General features: G+C 64.1%; 13 protein-coding genes. 2 read left to right on the top strand and 11 right to left on the bottom strand.

Going from position 1 to position 14,541, the window contains the following annotated elements:
- Nucleotides 1-642 precede the first annotated feature (642 nt).
- The gene (locus ABC383_RS05540) at nucleotides 643-1,029 is read left to right on the top strand and encodes a hypothetical protein (protein WP_413012367.1); all 387 of its coding nucleotides are present in this window, start codon (nucleotides 643-645) and stop codon (nucleotides 1,027-1,029) included.
- Here ABC383_RS05540 and ABC383_RS05545 read toward each other — a convergent pair.
- The 11 genes from ABC383_RS05545 to ABC383_RS05595 form a co-directional block, all read right to left on the bottom strand.
- A complete protein-coding gene (locus ABC383_RS05545; protein WP_413012368.1) occupies nucleotides 1,001-1,939 on the bottom strand; it encodes a CysB family HTH-type transcriptional regulator in 939 nt (312 codons plus the stop codon). The two genes, ABC383_RS05540 and ABC383_RS05545, sit on opposite strands and share 29 nt — an antisense overlap.
- 18 nt (nucleotides 1,940-1,957) lie before the next feature.
- A complete protein-coding gene (locus tag ABC383_RS05550; RefSeq protein ID WP_413012369.1) occupies nucleotides 1,958-3,031 on the bottom strand; it encodes a sulfate/molybdate ABC transporter ATP-binding protein in 1,074 nt (357 codons plus the stop codon).
- A 5-nt stretch (nucleotides 3,032-3,036) separates the two neighbouring features.
- On the bottom strand, nucleotides 3,037-3,933 hold the full coding sequence (gene cysW / locus ABC383_RS05555) for a sulfate ABC transporter permease subunit CysW (RefSeq protein ID WP_413012370.1): 897 nt from the start codon (nucleotides 3,931-3,933) through the stop codon (nucleotides 3,037-3,039).
- Complete coding sequence (cysT, locus tag ABC383_RS05560) at nucleotides 3,933-4,745, bottom strand: sulfate ABC transporter permease subunit CysT (RefSeq protein WP_413012371.1); 813 nt, start codon at nucleotides 4,743-4,745, stop codon at nucleotides 3,933-3,935. Before cysT ends, cysW begins: the two co-directional genes overlap by 1 nt.
- A gap of 268 nt (nucleotides 4,746-5,013) precedes the next feature.
- Nucleotides 5,014-5,886: an ABC transporter permease gene (locus ABC383_RS05565; protein WP_413012372.1), complete on the bottom strand. Its 873-nt coding sequence runs from the start codon at nucleotides 5,884-5,886 to the stop codon at nucleotides 5,014-5,016.
- Nucleotides 5,883-6,740, bottom strand: coding sequence for an ABC transporter ATP-binding protein (locus ABC383_RS05570; protein ID WP_413012373.1), 858 nt, complete (start codon nucleotides 6,738-6,740; stop codon nucleotides 5,883-5,885). Before ABC383_RS05570 ends, ABC383_RS05565 begins: the two co-directional genes overlap by 4 nt.
- Complete coding sequence (locus ABC383_RS05575; RefSeq protein WP_413012374.1) at nucleotides 6,740-7,780, bottom strand: ABC transporter substrate-binding protein; 1,041 nt, start codon at nucleotides 7,778-7,780, stop codon at nucleotides 6,740-6,742. The genes ABC383_RS05570 and ABC383_RS05575 overlap by 1 nt, the downstream gene beginning before the upstream one ends.
- 32 nt (nucleotides 7,781-7,812) lie before the next feature.
- The gene (locus ABC383_RS05580) at nucleotides 7,813-8,706 is read right to left on the bottom strand and encodes a TauD/TfdA dioxygenase family protein (RefSeq protein WP_413012375.1); all 894 of its coding nucleotides are present in this window, start codon (nucleotides 8,704-8,706) and stop codon (nucleotides 7,813-7,815) included.
- Between the two features lie 224 nt (nucleotides 8,707-8,930).
- Nucleotides 8,931-9,806, bottom strand: a complete 876-nt coding sequence (locus ABC383_RS05585) for an EAL domain-containing protein (protein WP_413012376.1) — start codon at nucleotides 9,804-9,806, stop codon at nucleotides 8,931-8,933.
- 62 nt (nucleotides 9,807-9,868) lie between these two features.
- Nucleotides 9,869-10,876, bottom strand: a complete 1,008-nt coding sequence (locus tag ABC383_RS05590; protein WP_413012377.1) for a sulfate ABC transporter substrate-binding protein — start codon at nucleotides 10,874-10,876, stop codon at nucleotides 9,869-9,871.
- Between the two features lie 150 nt (nucleotides 10,877-11,026).
- Entirely contained in the window at nucleotides 11,027-12,283 is a 1,257-nt protein-coding gene (locus ABC383_RS05595; protein ID WP_413012378.1) for an MFS transporter, read from the bottom strand.
- A 699-nt stretch (nucleotides 12,284-12,982) separates the two neighbouring features.
- On the opposite strand from ABC383_RS05595, the gene ABC383_RS05600 reads away from it, so the two are divergent.
- Nucleotides 12,983-14,362 carry an IS701 family transposase gene (locus ABC383_RS05600; protein ID WP_413012379.1) on the top strand — a complete coding sequence of 460 codons (1,380 nt, stop codon included), beginning with the start codon at nucleotides 12,983-12,985 and terminating at the stop codon, nucleotides 14,360-14,362.
- Nucleotides 14,363-14,541: the final 179 nt, after the last annotated feature.

Genomic DNA, 14,541 nt, shown 5'->3' on the forward strand with positions numbered 1-14,541 from the left:
GCGATGATGCTTGGCTTGTGCCTGCATCAGTGCATGGCGGCCTGATGGGGATATGAGCGGGCCTTGATTGGCGGTTGGGTGAATGCGATTCGCGGATTGTGCCGCAACCACGTTGCCGTTGCCGTTGCCGTTGCCGTTGCCGTTGCTTCTGCTTTTGAAGTTGCCGTTGCTTTTAAGTCCCGTTGAGCGCGCCGTGACGTCGGTGCGTGGAGCGGGAAAAGGTGCGGCGTCTGTCTGAGTCAAGCGCAGCTTGGCGAGTTTAGCCGCGCCCCGCTCCATGCATCGACGGCACGGGGACCCTCGCGCAGCGAGGGCGCGATCACCGGGTCGCCTTTTCTTGCCTACTTCTTTTGGCGAAGCAAAAGAAGTAGGTCGCCTGCCGGGGCGAACTCCCGGCCTGGTCATGACGATAGTGCTTTCGCGTTGTTTCACCCGGCGGAACGACGTCACTGCGAAGCAGCAGTTGCAGTTGCCTTTAGGAGTGCGCTGCGATCACTGCTAAAGGCAACACCGACAGTGCTGCCCGAACGTTGCCGGGTGACGCAAGACGGCTGCACTTCCGTGGAGACAAGCCGGGAATCCGTCCCGGCGGCCGGGTCACTTTTTTGCTTCGCCAAAAAAGTAACCAAAAAAGGCGACCCGATGATCGCGCCCCGCTGCGCGGGGTGCCCGTGTCAGCGGTACCCGGAGCGGGGCGCGGCTAAACTCGCTCCGCTGCGCGGCGCTCAGACAGACGCCGCACCTTTTCCCGCTCCGGGCACCGCTGACACGGCGCGCTCAACGGGACTTCACTGCAACGGCAACTTCAAAAGCCACTGCGACGGCAACTGCAGCGGCCACTTCAAAGACAACGGCAACCTCAAAGACAACGGCAACGTCGAAGACAACGGCAACGTCGAAGACAACGGCAACGTCGAAGACAACGGCAACGTCGAAGGCAACTGTCGCCGCGCAGACATCAAAAGCAACTGCGCCTGCAACCTCGCCCCCTCTCCTCCCGCTACAAATCTACCCGCCCCGACCCGCTAAGCGCGGTATCGATATCCACACGCGTCAACTCCGGCGCGAACTGCAGGATGAAGTCATACGTATAAGACCGCAGATAAGCCGCCCGACGCACCGCCAGCCGCGTCACGTTCGGCGCGAACAGGTGACTGGAGTCGATAGGCTGCAGACCTGGATGCCGGCTGTGCTCCACCGCCATCGAAGCCACGATGCCCACGCCCATGCCCAGCGCGACATACTGCTGGATCACGTCCGAGTCCATCGCGGTCAGCACGATGTCGGTGGCGATGCCGGCTTCGCGGAAGGCGTCGTCGATGTGGCTGCGGCCGGTGAAGCCCACGTCATAGGTGATCAGCGGATACTCAGCGAGCTGGGCCAACGTCAGCTGCGGCGTTGCCAGCAGCGGATGGCCGTCCGGCACCACCACCATGTGGTGCCAGCGGTAGCAGGGAAAGGACACCAGATCGTCGAACTGGCTCAGGCCCTCGGTGGCGATGCCGATGTCGGCCTTGCCCGACAGCACCCACTCGGCAATGTGCTCGGGCGAACTCTGCTGCAACGCCACCCGCACTTCCGGAAAGCGCGCCCGGAAGCTCTGCACCGCCTGCGGCAGCACGTAGCGGGCCTGGGTATGGGTGGTGGCGATGGCCAGCGTGCCGCTCTTGACGCCCGAATATTCCTGGCCGGCCTGCTGCAGGTTTTCCGCTTCCAATAGCAGCCGGTCGATGATGCGCAGGATGTCGCGTCCCGGATTGGTGAGGCCAGTCAGGCGCTTGCCGTTGCGCTCGAAAATCTCCACGCCCAGCTCTTCCTCCAGTTCGCGGATCTGGCGCGACACGCCCGGCTGCGAGGTGAAGAGCGCGTTGGCCACTTCGGTCAGGTTGAAGCCACGCCGCGTGGCTTCACGTATGGAACGCAGCTGCTGAAAGTTCATCTCCGTTCCCCTGCCCGTCTACACGGCCTCGTCGACAAAGATGCGCAGCCGCTTGGGCCGCACTACCAGCCGGTCGCCTTCCTGCACTCCCAGCTCGGCATAGCGCTCGCTGGGCACCACCGCTTCCAGCAGGTCGCCATTGTCCGCGCGCTCCAGGTCGAGCTGGGCCAGCGGACCGATCGCGTGGGCACGCTTGAGCCGCACCACGATGCCGTCGGTCTCCACGTCCGGCAGGTAGCGGTCGATCTCGATGTCATGCGGCCGCACGAAGCCAGTGCCCTTGGCGTCGCGCGCGCCGCCGTGTTCGGGCGCGTCGAAGCTCACGCCCTCGGACTCCAGAACGCCTTCATGCACGCGGCCATGGAACAGGTTGACATTCCCCAGGAAGCCATAGACGAAGGGCGAAGCCGGGTTGTTGTACACCTCGGCCGGCGCGCCGATCTGCTCGATATTGCCCTTGTTCATCAGCACGATGCGGTCGGCCACTTCCAGCGCCTCCTCCTGGTCATGGGTGACGAAGATGCTGGTGACATGCAGCTCGTCATGCAGGCGCCGCAGCCAGCGCCGCAGCTCCTTCCTGACCTTTGCGTCCAGCGCGCCGAATGGTTCGTCGAGCAGCAGCACCTTCGGCTCGACTGCCAGCGCGCGGGCCAGCGCGATGCGCTGGCGCTGGCCGCCGGAGAGCTGCGGCGGATAGCGGTCGGCCAGCCAGTCCAGCTGCACCAGCTCCAGCAGCTGATGCACGCGCGACCGGATCTGCGCTTCGGACGGCCGCTCGGAGCGCGGCTTGACGCGCAGGCCGAAGGCGATGTTCTCGAACACCGTCATGTGCTTGAACAGCGCATAGTGCTGGAACACGAAACCGACCTGACGCTCGCGTACATGGCGGTCCGAGGCATCTTCATTGTCCAGCAGCACCTGGCCGGTATCGGGACGCTCCAGGCCGGCGATGATACGCAGCAGCGTGGTCTTGCCGCAGCCGGACGGCCCCAGGAGCGCGGTCAGTTCGCCGGGCTGGAAGCTCAGCGAGATATTGTTGAGCGCCACGAAATTACCAAAGCGCTTGTTGATGTTTCTGACTTCAATGGCCACGTTGATTACTCCTGATCCGGTTGCGACGTCGCGTGATGCAGCCGCCATTCAATAAAGCTCTTCAGCGCCAACGTCACCAGCGCCAGGAAGGCCAGCAGCGAAGCGATCGCAAACGCCGCGGCGAAGTTGTATTCGTTGTAGAGAATCTCGACCTGCAGGGGAATCGTATTCGTCTGGCCGCGGATATGGCCAGACACGACCGATACCGCGCCGAACTCGCCCATCGCGCGGGCATTACAGAGAATCACGCCGTACAGCAAACCCCACTTGATATTGGGCAGGGTCACGTGCCAGAAGGTGCGAAAGCCCGATGCGCCCAGCACCAGCGCGGCTTCCTCTTCCTCGCTGCCCTGCGACTGCATCAGCGGTATCAGTTCGCGCGCAACGAAGGGAAAGGTGATGAAGACCGTGGCCAGCACGATGCCCGGCACGGCGAACAGGATCTTGATGTCATGCGCCTGCAGCCATTCGCCAAACCAGCCCTGGGCGCCGAACAGCAGCACATAGATCAGGCCCGAGATCACCGGCGACACCGAGAACGGCAGGTCGATCAGGGTCAGCAACAGGCTCTTGCCGCGGAAATCGAACTTGGCGATGGCCCAGGAGGCGGCCACGCCGAACACCAGGTTGAGCGGCACCGCGATGCCGGCCGCGATCAGCGTGAGCTTGATGGCCGCTATCGCATCCGGCTCGGTGACGGAGGTCAGGTAGACTTCCCAGCCCTTCTTGAAGGCTTCGAAGAAAACCGCCACCAGCGGCACGAACAGGAACAGCGTCATGAAAGCCAGCGCAACCGTGACCAGCAGCGCCTTGACCCAGAACGGCTCGGAGATGCCGGACGGCGCGTAGGCGGGTTCGATGCGCGACGAGGAAGCGGCGACGGGAGTGGCAACGGCGGACATCAGATTTTCTCCGGCTGGCCGCGCTTGCGGGTCCAGGCTTGCAGCATGTTGATGGTCAGGAGCATCAGGAAGGACACCAGCAGCATCACGACGGCGATCGCGGTGGCGCCGGCATAGTCGTACTGCTCCAGCTTGGTGATGATGAACAGCGGCGTGATCTCCGACACCATCGGCATGTTGCCAGCGATGAAGATGACCGAGCCGAATTCGCCGGTAGCGCGGGCAAAGGCCAGCGCGAAGCCGGTCAGCAGCGCCGGCAGGACGGTCGGGAAGATCACGCGGGAAAAGGTTTGCCAGGGATTGGCGCCCAGGCTGGCGGCGGCTTCCTCCAGCTCGCGTTCGACATCTTCCAGCACCGGCTGCACCGTGCGCACGACAAAGGGCAGGCCGATGAAGGTCAGCGCCACCACCACGCCCAGCGGCGTGAACGCGACCTTGATGCCCAGAGGCTCAAGGTAGCGACCGATCCAGCCGTTGGTGGAATACAGCGCGGTCAGCGCAATGCCCGCCACCGCGGTGGGCAGCGCGAACGGCAGGTCAACCATCGCGTCGATGATACGCTTGCCGGGAAAGCGGTAGCGCACCAGCACCCAGGCGACGATGCCGCCAAACAGCACGTTCAGCGCGGCGGCGATCAGCGATGCGCCAAAGGTCAGCCGGTAGGAAGCCATCACGCGGTCGGACGTCACTGCGCTCCAGAACGCTTCCCAGGTCATGGTGAAGGTCTTGAAGAAGACTGCCGACAAGGGGATCAGAACGATCAGGCTGAGATAGAACACCGTGAAGCCCAGCGACAGCCCAAATCCCGGCATGACCCGGAAACTGCCGCGGGCGCGGGGTGGCAATGTTGATATGGCAGCTTGCATTTTGCTTATAACCGAGGCGATTAACAGGCCGGCATAATCGCATTGAATTGTTATAAAGCAAAATATTTTATTTGCATTCCTATAGAAGGAAATCGCATAAGCGGGCCGTTAAACGAACAAACCCGGCTATATGCGCCGGGTACGCTCCTCAGAAAAGGCAGTATCGAGCGGCAAGGAGCGACGTCACGGACAACGCGACGTCGCATCTGCCTGCCTAGCGCTGCATTCCCCAGCGCAGCACGGTCACCCTTTCCAGGGTGCGGAACACCAGGTTTTCCACCACCAGGCCGATCAGTATCACCAGCGCCAGGCCGGCGAAAACCTTGTCGGTGTAGAGCTCGTTGCGGTTCTGGAATATGTACCAGCCCAGCCCGCCCTTTCCCGAGGTGGCGCCGAACACCAGCTCGGCGGCGATCAGCGTGCGCCAGGCGAATGCCCAGCCTATCTTCAAGCCGGACAGGATGGATGGCAGCGCAGCCGGCACCAGCACCTGCAGCACCAGACGCAGCCCGCCCAGTCCGTAGTTGCGGCCCGCCATGCGCAGCGTCTCCGGCACGCCGCGAAAGCCCGCGTAAGTGTTGAGCGCCAGCGGCCACAGCACCGAATGCACGATCACGAAGATCAGGCTGCCGCGTCCCAGGCCGAACCACAGCAGCGCCAGCGGCAGCAGCGCGATGGCGGGCAGCGGATTGAACATCGAGGTCAGCGTCTCCAGCAGGTCGCGGCCGATGCGGGTCGACACCGCCAGCGCGGTCAGCACGAAGGCCAGCGCAATGCCGGCCAGGTAGCCCTGCAGCAGCACCGACAGCGACACCGCCACATGGGCAAGCAGTTCGCCATTGGCAAGCCCCTGCCACAATGCCGCGGCGGTCTGCGTGAAGGTCGGCAGCAGCAGGTCATTGTCCTGCCAGCGGCCCAGGCCTTCCCAGAGCAGCGCCAGCAGCGCCAGCACCAGGCCCTTGCGCAGCCAGGACTGGCCGGCGATGCGCGAGGCCAGCGGCGCCGTCCTTGCCAGCGTTCCGCCCCGCACGGCCGCGGTGTCCCGTTCGTATTCCGCCCGTATCGGCGGTTCGAGCAGCATGGTCATGATGCGTAACTCCTTTGCAATGGCGGCGGGGCATGCTGGTCCCCCTGTTCAAACAGCAGGTGATGAATGCGCTGGGTCGCGTTCTGGAAGTCCGCGCCGCCGGCGCTGTGCAGGCCGAACTGGTGGCTGTTGATCTCGGCCCGCACCCGGCCCGGGTGCGGCGACAGCAGCAGGATGCGGTTGCCCACCACCAGCGCCTCCTCGATCGAGTGGGTGACGAACAGCAGCGTGAAGCGCAGCTCTTCCCATAGCTGCTGCAGCTCCTCCTGCATCTTGCGCCGGGTCAGCGCGTCCAGCGCGGCGAAGGGTTCGTCCATCAGCAGGATGTCGGGCTGCATGGCCAGCGCCCGCGCAATCGCCACCCGCTGCTTCATGCCGCCCGACAGCGTATGCGGGAAGGCATCGGCGAAGAAGGACAGGCCGACCTTGTCTATCCAGTGCAGCGCCCGCTGCTCCGCCTCGCGCCGGCCGAGGCGCCCGCTGGCAAGCAGCGGAAACATCACGTTCTGCCTGACCGTCTTCCATGGCGGCAGCTGGTCGAACTCCTGGAACACCACTACCCTGTCCGGCCCCGGCCCGCGTACCGGCTTGCCGGCCAGCTCGATGCCGCCGCCTGCCGGCGCGATGAAGCCGGCAGCGGCCTTGAGCAGCGAGGACTTGCCGCAGCCCGAAGGACCGAGCAGCACGAAGCGGTCGCCGCGATGGACATCGAAACTGACCTTGTCGGTGGCGCGCACGATGCGGCTGCCGCTGGCAAATTCCAGCGACACGTCACGCATGCGCAGCAGCGGCTCCGGCAGCCCCGAAGGATCGCCGCCCACGATCTGCAGCAGCTGTTGTTCGCGCGGGCTCATCAGCTGCCTCCGCTGGTTACAGGGTCGTCGAAGAAGTAATCCTTCCAGCTCGTGGGCTGCTGCCTGATCGCGCCGACGCGGTGCAGGAATTGCGCCAGTCCCAGGGTGTTCTCGGGCGCCACCTTGAACTGGATCTGCGGATTGCTGATGATGGACAGCAGCAGCTTGCGGTCCAGGCCGCTCTTGTTGCGCTTCAGGTAGATGTCCGCGGCCGCTTCCGGATTGGCGCTGACGAACCGGGCCGCCTCGGCCAGCGCGGCGGTGAAGGCGCGGTAGGTCTTCGGGTTCTCGTTGCGGAATTTTTCGGTGGCGTACAGCACGGTGGCCGAGCTGGGGCCGCCCTGGACGTCATAGGAATTGAGCACGATATGGGCATTCCTGTTGCCGGCCAGTTCCTGGTCCTGGAAAGGCGGATTGCCGAAGTGCGCATTGATCTCGGTGCCGCCGGCGATTACCGCCGCGGTCGCATCGGGATGCGGCACGGCCTGGGTCAGGCGGTCGAGCCGCTTGAATTCCCTGTCGCCGAATTGCTTCGCGGCGGCCATCTGCAGGATGCGCGCCTGCACTGAGACCGTTACCGCGGGCAGCGCGATGCGGTCCTTGTCGGTGAAGTCGGCGATGGTTTTGACCGCAGGGTTATTGCTGACGAGGTAATAGGGAAAGTTGCCCAGCGAGGCAACGCCCTTGACGTTCTGCCTGCCGCGGGTGCGGTCCCAGATCGTCAGCAGCGGGCCGACGCCTGCGCCGGCAATGTCGATTGCGCCGGATAGCAGCGCGTCATTGACCGCCGCGCCGCCGGAGAGCTGACTGAACTCGACCTTGATCTCGAGCCCGTCGTTCCTGCCATGCTTCTCTACCAGCTTCTGGTCCTGCACGACATTGAGCAGCAGGTAGACGACGCCGAACTGCTCGGCGATGCGGATGCGGCCTTCGGCCTGCGCCGGCGCGGCCGTTGCCAGCGCGGCGCCGATCAGGCCGGCAAGTCCGAGCTTGCGTATGAATGCGCCGCGACCGGCGGCGCGCAATTGCGATGATTTCATGTTGATTCCTTGATGCGGATGGTTTGACGCACTCAGAACGGCGTGTCGCCTTCGATGGTGGTGCGGTAGAGGGTGCGTGCCTGGTCCTCCGGACAGCCGGCCGCCAGGTGCATTACGGAGCGGTTGTCCCAGAACACCATGTCATTGGGCTGCCAGCGCTGGCGGTACACATGTTCCGGCCGCACGCTGTGGGCAAACAGTTCATCCAGCAGCGCCCGGCTTTCCCCTTCCGGCAAACCGATGATGCGGGTCGTGAAATGCTCGCTGACGAACAGCGCGCGGCGGCCGGTCTCGGGATGGATGCGCACCACCGGATGACGCACCGGCGGCACTTCGGCCTTCTGTGCGTCGGTCAGATCGGGGCGCCATGGATTGCGTCGCTGCAGCTGCGCGTACTGCGCCAGGTAATCATGTTCGGCCGCCCTGCCCTCGACCGCCTTCTTCAGCGCGGCCGGCAGCGTGTCGTAAGCCAGATGCATGTTGGCGAACAGGGTGTCGCCGCCGTCGGCCGGCAATTGCCGGGCATGCAGCATCGAGCCCAGGCTGGGCCTTTCCTTGTAGGACAGGTCGGAATGCCAGTAGTGGCCGGCATCGCCCAGGCCTATGGGCTTGCCGTCCTGCTTCACATTCGACACCACCAGGATTTCGGGATGGCCCTGCAACTGGAACTGCCGCAGCACATGGACCTGCAGCGGGCCGAAGCGCCGGCTGAATGCGATCTGCTGGGCCGGCGTGATGTGCTGCCGGCGAAAGACCAGCACATGATGATCGAGATGGGCCTGATGGATGCGGCGAAACAGGGTGTCGTCCAGCGGACGCGCCAGGTCCAGGCCAAGCACCTCCGCACCCAGCGGCGCGTCGAAGGGATGGATAAGCACGTCAGATGATGCGGCGGCAGCGATGGGTTCAAGCGTAGATGTCTGCATTGCTTTTCTTCATTCATCGAATAGGGAGAAGACAGTCTAGTTCTCCGCTTCCAGTTGCCAAACGAATGATATTGACTATCCATATGCGGTTTGCGCAGCCTGCGGCGACAGCGAACCGGTATGGAAACCGGGATGGCCTTGCGCCGCGCGGTTGCGCAGGGCAAGGCATGTGATGCCTCGTCCATGTCGCAAGCGCACGGCCGTTGAATGCCTGTTGTGGTGGTTTATCGCATGCCGGGGATGGGCACGTGGCGCGTCGCAGGTTGATCGCAAACGACGGGCGCACCAGCGCATGGCGGTTCCTGCGCATGCAGCAGGGACTGAGGCTGGTCCCATAGCCGGCCCTGCACCAGCCTGGGCATGCCCAGGCTGCGCAGGCCAAGCAAGGCATCGGAAACGGCCTGCCTGTCCACCCGCTTGAACACCAGGCAGATGCCCTGCGCGGCGCAGGCCTGCGCCAGTTCCTGCACCGGCGCGGTATCGGCAAGCGCCCTTGCGTCAACCTTGATCGCATCGGGCCGCATCAGCTGCAGCATGCGCAAGCCCTCCGCCGCATCGGCCACATTCAGCGCAACGCGGAAGCCGCTGCGCTGGTAATTGTCGGCCACATACTGCAGCAGGAAGCGGTGGCTGGACCTGGCCTGCGGCAGCTGCAGCACGATGCGCCGCAGCGGCAGCCCGAGGCTTTCCAGCACCCGCCGGAACACCATGCCGTGGTTGTTGCTCACCGCGGCCAGCAGCCGCTCATGCACGCTCAGATACAGGTCCTCCGCGTCCGCACCCGGCTGGCGAAAGAAGTTTACCGCGTGCAGCATGCGGCACAGCCGGTCGAGTTCGATCGATTCCTCGTCGCTGGCCGCACCTTCCAGCAGACGCCAGACGGACAGGCCGGGCTTGCCATCGGCGGCGCTGCGGACGAATGCTTCATGGGCCAGCACCTGGCCGGAATCCAGCACGCGCAGCGGCTGGAACACGCTGGTGAGCGTACAGTTGAAATAGCGTCCCCGTGCCTGATGGACGGCATCGAGCCAGATGCGATGGTCCGGCACCGGTGCCCGCGGCAGGCGGGCAAGGTAATCGTCGAGCGCAGTATGGGACATGGCTGCTTCCTTCATGCGGCAAAATTCATATCGCCGATGGCTGAGGGCTGGGGGCTGAAGGCTTACTTCTTGCCCGGCTGGTAAATCTGGTCGAACACGCCGCCATCGGCGAAGTGCGCCTTTTGCGCATGCTGCCAGTCGCCCGCCACTTCGGCCAGCGTGAACAGCTTGAGCTTGGGGAACTGGGCCGCATACTTGGCCGCCGCCTTCTCGGTGGCGGGACGATAGTAATTCCTGGCGATGATGTCCTGCGCTTCGTCGGTGTAGAGGAATTGCAGGTAGGCTTCGGCCACCTTGCGGGTATTGTGCTTGTCGACATTCTTGTCCACCACGGCCACCGGCGGCTCGGCCAGGATGCTGGTCGAGGGCGCGACGATCTCCACCTTGTCCGGACCCAGTTCCTTGATGGCGAGGATGGCTTCATTTTCCCAGGCGATCAGCACGTCGCCGATGCCGCGTTCAACGAAGGTGGTGGTGGCGCCGCGCGCGCCCGAGTCCAGCACCGGCACATTGCGGTACAGCTTGCCGAGAAAGTCGCGGGCGCCGGCTTCGTTGCCGCCAGGCTGCTTCAGCGCATAGCCCCAGGCCGCAAGGTGATTCCAGCGCGCGCCGCCCGAAGTCTTGGGATTGGGTGTGATGACTGCCGTGCCCGGCTTGACCAGGTCGTTCCAGTCCTTGATGTTCTTCGGATTGCCTTTCCTGACCAGGAACACGATGGTGGAGGTATAGGGCGAGGCGTTGTGCGGCAGGCGCTTCTGCCAGTCGGGCGCGAGCAGCTTGCGCTCGCCGATGGCGTCGATGTCATAGCCCAGCGCCAGCGTCACCACGTCTGCTTCCAGGCCGTCGATCACGGAGCGCGCCTGCTTGCCGGAGCCGCCATGCGACTGCCGGATCTTCACATCGTCGCCGGTCTTGGCCTTCCATTGCGCGGCGAAGGACTTGTTGATGTCCTGGTAGAGCTCGCGGGTCGGGTCGTAGGAGACGTTGAGCAGGTTGACCTCCGCCGCCTGCAGGGCTGGCGCGGCCAGCGACAGGGCAAGGGCGAGGGACAGAAGCGACTTGTACAGCATGGTGTGATCTCCGAAAGCGTGTTGTCTGGAGAACGCAGATTACTGTTCGCTTGTCTCTGCACCAACGAATCGTTTTGCACGCGCTTATCACTTCGGATCATAAGGACAATTTTGCGCTTGCATATGCGCTGGCCGCATAAGCCGGCTCGGTCAGTGTGTGTCGGCAGGCGACGTGGCCGCCCTGGGAAAGCGGTCCATGGTGCGCAGCGTCGGGAAGCGCCACATCCACAGGGCCGTGACGCCCAGCGTCATTGCGCCGCCCAGCAATACCGCCGGGACCAGGCCGAACCAGCCGGCGGTGATGCCGGATTCGAATTCCCCGAGCTCATTGGATGCGCCGATGAAAACCGAGCTGACCGCGCTGACGCGACCCCGGATGCTGTCCGGCGTCTCCAGCTGCACCAGCAGGTGCCGGACATACACGCTGACCATATCGCCCGCGCCCATCAGCGCCAGCGCGGCCAGCGATAGCGGCAGAATGGAAGACTGCCCCAGCACCAGGGTGCCAACGCCGAACAGCGCGACGCCACCGAACATCCAGAGGCCGACCCGACGGGTGATCGGGAAGAAGCCCAGCAGCACCGAGGTCAGCGCCGCGCCCACGCCGGGCGCCATGCGCAGCAGGCCGAGCGCGGTCGGACCGGCATGCAGCACATCGCGCGCCAGCGCCGGCAGCAGCGCGGTGGCGCCGCCGAACAGCACGGCGAACAGATCCAGCGAAATCGCTCCCAGGATCACCGGACGCGCCCGGACAAAGCGCAGTCCTTCCAGCAGGCTGTGCCAGGACACCGGCTCGCGACCTCCGGACTGCTGGGTGAGTGTCCGGGTCATGGCCATGAGGATCACCGCCAGCGACAGCAGGCCGGCCACGATCGCATACACCACCTTGGCGCCGGCCAGGTACAACAGCCCGCCCAGCACCGGACCGGCGATGACTGCGACGTGGAAGGTTGACGAACTCAGCGCCACCGCGCGGCCGAAGCTGGCTGGCGGCACCAGATTGATCAGGATCGCCTGCGTGGCCGGCATCATGAAGGCACGAGCGCTGCCATACAGCACCAGTACCGCGAAGATGGGCCAGACCGCGCTGATGCCGCTGAAAGTCAGCATGAACAGCAGCGCGCCGCACAGCAGTTGCACGAGCATGCAGATCAGGATGATGCGGCGACGCTCATAGCGGTCCGCCACATGGCCGGCCAGCAGAATCAGCAGCAGGAACGGCGCAAACTGCGCCAGCCCGATCAGGCCAAGGTCCACCAGGCTGCCGGTCAGGTCATAGACCTGCCAGCCTATCGCCACGCTCTGCATCTGCACCGCCAGCGTGCCGAGCACGCGTGCCATCAGATAGAAAAGGAAATTGCGTTGACTTAGGGGATTGGGCGCCGGGAGGCTGGGGGAGACGGACATGCGGGGCTTTGAGGTTGGGTCGAGGAAGGCTCGGGAGTATACAGGGAAGGTCCACCTTCTCCGGTGGCCATGGTTGCGGTTGAAGCACGCGCAGCGACAGTTGCAGTTGCAGTTGCAGTTGCAGTTGCAGTTGCAGTTGCAGTTGCAGTTGCTTTTGAAGTGGCCGTGGCCGTGGCCGTGGCCGTTGTCGTTGCCGTTGCCGTTGCAGTGAAGTCCCGTTGAGCGCGCCGTGTCAGCGGTGCCCGGAGCGGGAAAAGGTGCGGCGTCTGTCTGAGTCAAGCGCAGCTTGGCGAGTTTAGCCGCGCCCCGCTCCGGGTACCGCTGACACGGGAACCCCGCGCAGCGGGGCGCGATCATCGGGTCGCCTTTTTTGGTTACTTTTTTGGCGAAGCAAAAAAGTGACCCGGCCGCCGGGACGGACTCCCGGCTTGTGTCAACGGCAGTGCAGCCGCCTTGCGTCACCCGGCAACGCCCGGGCAGCACTGTCGGTGTTGTTGTTGACGTTCGTATTGAAACTTCAAACGTCAAAAGCAACTGCTGCTTCGCAGTGACGTCTTTCCGGCGGGTGAAACAACACGACCTCACTGTCGTCATGACCAGGCCGGGTGTTCGCCCCGGCAGGCGACCTACTTCTTTTGCTTCGCCAAAAGCTGGACTTTGTCCATTTTTCCACAGCGGGTAAGCCCGAAGAGTTCTACCATGAAGCACCGACTCCGCAACGAGAGGTGCATCATGCCATCGTTCCCCGAGCTTACCGATTGCAGTTTAGTATTCCGTCCCCTGTTTTCCAAGCGGGTATGGCACTCCGTTCAGATCCTGATCAAGGGGGCCATCCTTGCTGTGGGTTCGCGCACCGTGACGGCCATCCTGCGCGTCATGGGCCTGTCTGAAGACCAACAGTTCCAACGCTTCCATCGGGTGCTCAATCGCAACACATGGTCGACCCTGCAGGCAAGCCGGCGTTTGCTCATGGCACTCATCGACGCCTTCGCTCCCTTGGGCCCTCTGGTCATGGCGCTGGACGATACCATCGAGCGCCGGCGCGGCGCCAGGATTGCCGCTCGTGGCATCTACCGCGACCCGGTCTGGTCCAGCCACAGCAATGTCGTCAAGACCAGCGGCCTGCGATGGCTTTGCCTGATGCTGGTGGTGCCCATTCCCTGGGCACAGCGTCATTGGGCCTTGCCCTTCTGTTGCGCTCTGACGCCCTCGGCGCGCTACTACGCCAACCGCCGTCGCCAGCCGGTCACGCTGACGGACCGAGCCCGTCAGATGCTGCGCCAGGTGCATCGCTGGCTGCCCGATCGGCGCATCGTGGTTGTGGCCGACAACAGCTTCTCGGTGCTTCATCTGCTTGCCGCGGTGCGGCGCGACGTGACCATGGTCACGCGCCTGCGACTCGATGCAGCCTTGTACGAACCGGCGCCTGCGCGGGTGCCCGGCACGCGCGGGCGGCCACGGCTCGTCGGCCATGCACTGCCGAAGTTGCAGCAGGTGCTGGATGCCGCAGATACGCAATGGAAAGCCATCACGCTGGCTTATTGGTACGGGCACACGCACAAGCGGCTTGACGTGGCCACCGGCACCGCCCTGTGGTACCACGGTGGCGCGCCGGCAGTGCCCCTGCGCTGGGTGCTGGTACGCGACCCTATGAAGCAACTCAAGACCCAGGCCTTTCTCTGCACCGACCAGAAGGCCAGTGCGCCGCAGATCCTGAACTGGTTCGTCAAGCGCTGGCAGATCGAAGTGACCTTCGAAGAAGCACGTGCCCATCTGGGCGTGCAAACCCAGCGGCAATGGTCTGACCGCGCCATTGCCCGGGCTACGCCCGCCATCCTGGGCCTGTACTCGGTGGTGACGTTGCTGGCAAGTCAACTGCTGACATCACAAGTCATCACGGTTCGTCAGGCAGCCTGGTATCGCAAGGAGTGCGCCACCTTCTCCGACACCATTGCCATGGTACGGCGATGGCTGTGGCAAGCCGATCATTTAGCGATCTCTGAAAAACCACCAGACATGATAAAAATCCCGACGGATTTGTTTCTGCGCCTGACTGATACGCTCAGTTACGCCGCTTGAATGGACAAAGTCCAGCAAAAAAAGTAACCAAAAAAAGGCGACCCGGTGATCGCGCCCTCGCTGCGCGAGGGTCCCCGTGCCGTCGATGCATGGAGCGGGGCGCGGCTAAACTCGCCAAGCTGCGCTTGACTCAGACAGACGCCGCACCTTTTCCCGCTCCACGCACCGACGTCACGGCG

This window comes from Noviherbaspirillum phoenicis, from assembly GCF_047237965.1.
Lineage (GTDB): Bacteria > Pseudomonadota > Gammaproteobacteria > Burkholderiales > Burkholderiaceae_D > Noviherbaspirillum_A.

What these genes read in the sequence shown, in the direction of transcription:
- ABC383_RS05595 (WP_413012378.1), bottom strand. Translation starts at nt 12,283, where the DNA reads ATGTCCGTCTCCCCCAGCCTCCCGGCGCCCAATCCCCTAAGTCAACGC.
- ABC383_RS05590 (WP_413012377.1), bottom strand. Translation starts at nt 10,876, where the DNA reads ATGCTGTACAAGTCGCTTCTGTCCCTCGCCCTTGCCCTGTCGCTGGCC.
- ABC383_RS05565 (WP_413012372.1), bottom strand. Translation starts at nt 5,886, where the DNA reads ATGACCATGCTGCTCGAACCGCCGATACGGGCGGAATACGAACGGGAC.
- ABC383_RS05545 (WP_413012368.1), bottom strand. Translation starts at nt 1,939, where the DNA reads ATGAACTTTCAGCAGCTGCGTTCCATACGTGAAGCCACGCGGCGTGGC.
- cysT (WP_413012371.1), bottom strand. Translation starts at nt 4,745, where the DNA reads ATGCCGGGATTTGGGCTGTCGCTGGGCTTCACGGTGTTCTATCTCAGC.
- ABC383_RS05570 (WP_413012373.1), bottom strand. Translation starts at nt 6,740, where the DNA reads ATGAGCCCGCGCGAACAACAGCTGCTGCAGATCGTGGGCGGCGATCCT.
- ABC383_RS05575 (WP_413012374.1), bottom strand. Translation starts at nt 7,780, where the DNA reads ATGAAATCATCGCAATTGCGCGCCGCCGGTCGCGGCGCATTCATACGC.
- ABC383_RS05580 (WP_413012375.1), bottom strand. Translation starts at nt 8,706, where the DNA reads ATGCAGACATCTACGCTTGAACCCATCGCTGCCGCCGCATCATCTGAC.
- ABC383_RS05585 (WP_413012376.1), bottom strand. Translation starts at nt 9,806, where the DNA reads ATGTCCCATACTGCGCTCGACGATTACCTTGCCCGCCTGCCGCGGGCA.
- ABC383_RS05540 (WP_413012367.1), top strand. Translation starts at nt 643, where the DNA reads ATGATCGCGCCCCGCTGCGCGGGGTGCCCGTGTCAGCGGTACCCGGAG.
- ABC383_RS05600 (WP_413012379.1), top strand. Translation starts at nt 12,983, where the DNA reads ATGAAGCACCGACTCCGCAACGAGAGGTGCATCATGCCATCGTTCCCC.
- cysW (WP_413012370.1), bottom strand. Translation starts at nt 3,933, where the DNA reads ATGTCCGCCGTTGCCACTCCCGTCGCCGCTTCCTCGTCGCGCATCGAA.